This window comes from Arthrobacter sp. TB 26 (assembly GCF_000427315.1).
In the GTDB taxonomy this organism is placed as follows: domain Bacteria; phylum Actinomycetota; class Actinomycetes; order Actinomycetales; family Micrococcaceae; genus Arthrobacter.
The window spans coordinates 1-3,938 of sequence record NZ_AUPJ01000177.1; the positions used below are offsets into that span (position 1 = coordinate 1).

At 68.4% G+C, this 3,938-nt stretch carries 4 protein-coding genes; all 4 read right to left on the reverse strand.

Annotation, left to right across the window (positions count from 1 at the left end):
- The coding region (locus tag K789_RS0106035) for a DegT/DnrJ/EryC1/StrS family aminotransferase (protein ID WP_024365974.1) at nucleotides 1-961 on the reverse strand (961 nt) is incomplete at its 3' end.
- Nucleotides 958-1,953, reverse strand: a complete 996-nt coding sequence (locus K789_RS0106040; protein ID WP_024365975.1) for an NAD-dependent epimerase/dehydratase family protein — start codon at nucleotides 1,951-1,953, stop codon at nucleotides 958-960. The genes K789_RS0106035 and K789_RS0106040, both read right to left, overlap by 4 nt.
- Nucleotides 1,950-3,062: a Gfo/Idh/MocA family protein gene (locus tag K789_RS0106045; protein WP_024365976.1), complete on the reverse strand. Its 1,113-nt coding sequence runs from the start codon at nucleotides 3,060-3,062 to the stop codon at nucleotides 1,950-1,952. Before K789_RS0106045 ends, K789_RS0106040 begins: the two co-directional genes overlap by 4 nt.
- Nucleotides 3,063-3,079: 17 nt before the next feature.
- Nucleotides 3,080-3,938, reverse strand: an 859-nt coding sequence (locus K789_RS0106050) for a sugar transferase (protein ID WP_024365977.1), incomplete at its 5' end; no start/stop codon positions are given.

Consider the following 3,938-nt stretch of genomic DNA (forward strand, 5'->3'; position numbering starts at 1 on the left):
CCAGCCGCTCCAGCAGTTCCTCGCGCCCGAGGGCGAAGCCCGGCATCACTTCGAACCAGAAGGACTGGAAATTGCTGGTGCCGTACAGGGGGTCCTGGCTGAAGCGCAGTCCCTCGACCCCGGCCAGTGCCTTCCGGTAGGCGGCGGCGATTGCCCGGCGCCGGGACACCGCTTCACCCAGCCGGTCCAGCTGCACAAGCCCGACGGCGGCCTGCATATCCGTCATCCGGTAGTTGAAGCCGATCTCCTCGTACTCCTCCGCCGGTGCCAGGACGGTGGAGTGCCGGTCCTTCGCCGACACGCTCATGGCGTGTTCGCGGAGCTTCCTGGCCCGGTCCGCCCAGACCGGGTTGTGGGTGGTCAGCATCCCGCCTTCCCCGGTGGTGAGAATCTTGCGGGGGTGGAAGGACCAGGCGGCAAGCTCGGCCCCCGCCCCCACCGGCCGGCCCCGGTACGTGGAGCCCGCCGCGCAGGCCGCGTCCTCGATGACGGTGATGCCCAGTCCGTCGCAGAGGGCGCGGATCGGATCCAGATCGACGGGCATGCCGCCCTGGTCGACCACGATCACAGCGCGGGTGGCCGGGGTCAGGGCGGCGGCGAGCGTCCGCACGGACACGTTCCCGGTGTCCGGCTCGACGTCGGCGAAGACCGGCCTGGCGCCGACGTAGGTGACCGCGTTGGCGGTGGCGATGAACGAGAGGGACGGCACCACGACGTCGTCATGGGCTCCGATGCCGGCCACCTTCAGGGCCAGGTGCAAGGCCGTGGTGCAGTTGGAGACCGCGACGGCATAGCTGGCCTGCTGCGTGCTGGCGAAGGCCTCCTCGAAGCGCGCCACGCGGGGTCCCTGAGCCACCCAGCCGGAGGCGATCACTTCGGCTACCGCCTCGGCTTCCTCGGTCCCCAGCCAGGGTTTCATCACGTTGATCCGGCTCAGGGTGTGGTCCCGGCTGATTGTCACCGCGCACCTCCGACCCTGGCATCCGCGATCTCGGCGCGCAGAGGCCGCCACCAGTCCACCAGTTCGCGCAGTCCCTCCTCAAGGCCGGTTTCGGCTCTGAACCCGAGGTCGCGCCGGGCCGCTGCGGTATCCGCCTGGCGCCGGACGACGCCGTTGACGGCCCGTTCGGGGCCGTGTTCGACGTGGAGCTCCGAATCCATCGCCCGCAACAGCGCCTCGGCGAGTTCCAGCAGGCTTGTCTCGGCACCGCTGGCGACGTTGTACACACCCTCGTCCACCCCGCTGCCCGCGGCCAGGATATTGGCCCGGGCCACATCCCTTGTGTGGACAAAGTCCATGGTCTGCTGCCCGTCGCCGAAGATCAGCGGCGGCAGCCCGTCCTCGATGCGTTCCATCCAGCGGACCAGGACCTCGGTGTACAGGCCATGGACGTCCATCCGGGGCCCGTAGACGTTGAAGTAGCGCAGCAGCACATAGTCCAGGCCGGCCATCGCGCGGAAACTGCGGGCCATGGCCTCGTTGAACGACTTGGCTGCGCCGTAGAACGTGTCGTTGTTGTGGTGGTGATGGCGTTCCGACGTCGGGAAGGTCTCGGCCATGCCATAGACCGAGGCGCTGGAGGCCGCCACGAGCTTGCCGACCCGCTGGGCGGACGCGGCCTCGAGCACGTTGAACGTCCCGTCGACCAGCACCTCCAGCGCCAGCCGGGGTTCCTCGGCGCACTGGGTGATCCGGATGGCGGCCTGGTGGAAGACGATGTCCTTGCCGCGGCTCAGGTCGTGGACCAGGTCGCGGTCGCGGAGGTCCCCCTCGACGAGGTGGACCCGTCCGCTGGCAATGGCCGGGTCGAGGTTGGCCCGCCTGCCGCGGACCAGGTTGTCCAGCACGTCGATCCTGCCGACACCGGCGTCGAGTAAGTGATCCACGACGGTGGAACCGATGGTCCCCGCCCCGCCGGTGACCAGTACCTGTGCACCCTGCAGCATGCTCATGAGTTGACCTCCAGCTTCGCTTCATTGCCTACGACGATGCTGGCCTTCCCGTCCGCGCTGAGGCTGTCGCTGACAGCCTCCAGCACGGACAGCACCCGGAGACCGGACGCGCCGGAAGTCCGTGCGGGCCGCTGCTGCCGGATGCTGTTGGCGAATTCCGCCACCATCTGGCCCAGCGCCTCATGTTCGGGCAGCGCAGGCGACCAGGTGTCACCCAGCCGGTAGGAGATGGCCGAGGCCGTCCGGTCGGCGGCGGAGCGCGACTGCCGGTCCAGGCTGACTCCGCGGTCGTAGACGCTAAGCCGCTGTTGGGGATTCAAGTCATCCCAGACCAGGGTGCGCCGGGACCCTCCGACCACCAGCTGGCGGATCTTGGTCGGGCTCAGCCAGTTCACGTGGACGTGGGCCATGGCGTCGTTGGGCAACGCGAACGTCAGGTGACCGATGCAGGCCCGCCCGGTGCCCAGGGGATCCGCGCCGTGCGCCGCGACCTCCACCGGCCGCAGCCCGTCGGGAAGGATGAAGTCGAGAATGGACAGGTCGTGGGGGGCGAGGTCCCAGAAGACATCCACGTCCGGCTGCACCAGTCCCAGATTGATCCGGACCGAATCGATGAAAAGAATGTCGCCGAGCGACCCGTCGGCGATCAGTTCCCGGATCTTCAGCACGGCCGGGGTGTAGCAGTAGGTGTGGTCCGCCATCAGGACCAGCCCCCGCTCGTCCGCTTCCTCAACCATCTCCAGTCCGCGGAGCCGGCTGTCGGCAAGAGGCTTCTCGACCAGCACGTGCTTGCCTGCCTGCAGCGCCGTCAGGGCGATCCCGTGGTGGGTGTGGGCCGGCGTCGCGATCGCTACGGCGTCGACGTCGGCCAGGTCCAGCAGTTCGTCGATGGAGCTGAAAACGGGAACCCCGCCCTGGGCCGCGGCGAGCTTGGCGGCCCGGTGCTGGTCAAGGTCCACGATTCCAGCCAGTTCCCAGTCGGGACTGGCGGTGAAGTTGCGTGCCAGGTTGGGCCCCCAGTAGCCCGCACCGATGACGGCTGCCCGCAGCGGCCCGGCGTCCGCCGCCTGGTTCCGGCCGCGGGAGAATCCCGAACGTGTTTCATTCATTGTGTGTCCTCACTCCGTTAGTACGCGCCCGCAGGCATGCACATAGCCCTAAAGGTGCGCCAGATGATGATGACGTCACCCATGATCGACCAGTTTTCGACGTAATAGAGATCCAGCCGCACGGCCTCGTCCCAGGGCAGATCCGAGCGGCCATTGACCTGCCACAGCCCGGTAATTCCCGGTTTGATCAGCAGCCGGCGGTGCGTATGCCGCTCGTAGCGGCCCACCTCGCGCTGCAGCGGCGGGCGGGGTCCGACCAGGCTCATTTCGCCCGACAGGACGTTCCAGAACTGCGGCAGTTCGTCCAGCGAGTACCGGCGCATCCACCGTCCGCAGCGGGTAACCCGGGGATCATTGTGCATCTTGAACAGAACGCCGGCGCCGTCGTTTTGCGCCCCGAGCCCGGCCAGCGCGGCCTCGGCATCTGTGACCATGGACCTGAATTTCAGCATCCGGAACGGTTTCCCGGCCTTGCCCACCCGCTCCTGCCTGAACAGGACGGGACCGGGGCTGTCGCGTTTGACGATGACCGCCAGGACGAGAAAGAGCGGCGACAGCAGCGTCAGGGCAACCGCGGCCACCGCAATGTCCAGGAGCCGCTTGAAAGCGTGCTTGGCGCCGCTGTACCGGGGCACATCCACGTGCATCAACGGCAGCCCCTCCACCGGCCGCCAGTGGATCCGGGGCCCGGCGACGTTGGTCAGGGACGAGGCGAGCACGAGTTCCGCTTTGTGCTCCTCCAGCCCCCAGCCCAGTTCGCGGATGTACTGGTTGCCGCCGGGTACCGGGCCGGCCACGATGACCGCCTCCGCCCCGCAGCGGCCAACCGTCCGGACAACGTCATCGGTGGAGGAGAGGACCGGCACCCGGCGGCCG